Source organism: Thermogemmatispora sp. (assembly GCF_042408735.1).
In the GTDB taxonomy this organism is placed as follows: domain Bacteria; phylum Chloroflexota; class Ktedonobacteria; order Ktedonobacterales; family Ktedonobacteraceae; genus Thermogemmatispora.
Map to the genome: position 1 here is coordinate 1 of NZ_JBHOQV010000102.1, position 1,248 is coordinate 1,248.

Here is a 1,248-nt window from a genome sequence, read left to right on the forward strand (position 1 = left end):
TGTTGTCGGCGCCAGCTCGCTCGACCAGTGAGCTATTACGCACTCTTTCAATGATGGCTGCTTCTAAGCCAACATCCTGGCTGTCTGGGCCAGCTGACCTCCTTTCCCACTCAGCAGCCCCTTGGAGACCTTAGCCGGTGGTCTGGGTTGTTCCCCTCTCGTCTGGCAAGGTTATCCCCGCCAGACTCACTCCGCCGCCCCGCTCCCCGCGCTGGGCATTCGCAGTTTGCGTGAGCTTGGTAACCAGCTCCTGGCCCCGCACCCACACAGCGCTCTACCTCCCAGCGCTGCCGCGGCGGGCTGCACCTCCATGCATTTCGGGGAGAACCAGCTATCTCCGTGTTCGCTTGGCATTTCACCCCTACCCACAGCTCCTCCCCTGGTTTTGCAACACCAGTGGGTGCGAGCCTCGACGGATTGTCACATCCGCTTCACTCTGGCCAGGGGTAGCTCACACGGTTTCGGGTCCCATCGCCGCTACCTGCTCCTGCTCGCTTCCGCTCGCAGCAGCTACGCCCTCTTCAGACTCGGTTTCCCTCCGGCTCCCCTCCTCTGACGGGAGGTTAACCTCCGGCAACGGCGATGCACTCGCCGGATCATTCTGCAAAAGGCACGCCATCAACCCGCTCGTGGCTCGCCTCCCCGCCTCCGCCTCAGTCGCCCAAGGCTGCGGTTCGGCTCCTGCCACCGCATGGGTCTCTGACTGCTTCTCGCGTACGCGGTTTCAGGGCCTCTTTCATCCCCCTCTCGGGGTGCTTTTCACCTTTCCCTCACGGTACTGCGTCCACTATCGGTCGCTGAAGGTCTTTAGCCTTGGAGGGTGGTCCCCCCTGCTTCCCACCGGGTTCCTCGTGCCCTGTGGTACTCAGGCACCAGCGCCAGGCCGCCTCGTTCTGTTCCCCTACAGGACTCTCACCTTCTCCGGTGTGGCGTTCCAGCCACTTCGGGTCCAGAACCAGCCGGTCCGGGCCTCGCCCCGCGCTGGCCCTCCAACCCCGCCCCGGGAGCCGTTGCCGGTCCCGCAGCGGTTTGGGCTCCTCCCCGTTCGCTCGCCACTACTGAGGGAATCTCGGTTGATTTCTCTTCGTCGGGCTACTAAGATGTTTCAGTTCACCCGCTGCCCCTCGGTCAGCCCTGCGGCTGCCGATCTCCGGCCATCACGCCGGAGGGGTTACCCCATTCGGAGACTCAGGGATCATCGCTTGCCAGCAGCTCCCCCTGAACGTTTCGCCGCTCGCCGCGTCCTTC

At 64.1% G+C, this 1,248-nt stretch carries 1 rRNA gene; it reads right to left on the bottom strand.

The window, feature by feature from the left end:
* Window positions 1–1,248, bottom strand: a 23S ribosomal RNA gene (locus tag ACFMO7_RS08775); the annotation flags it as partial.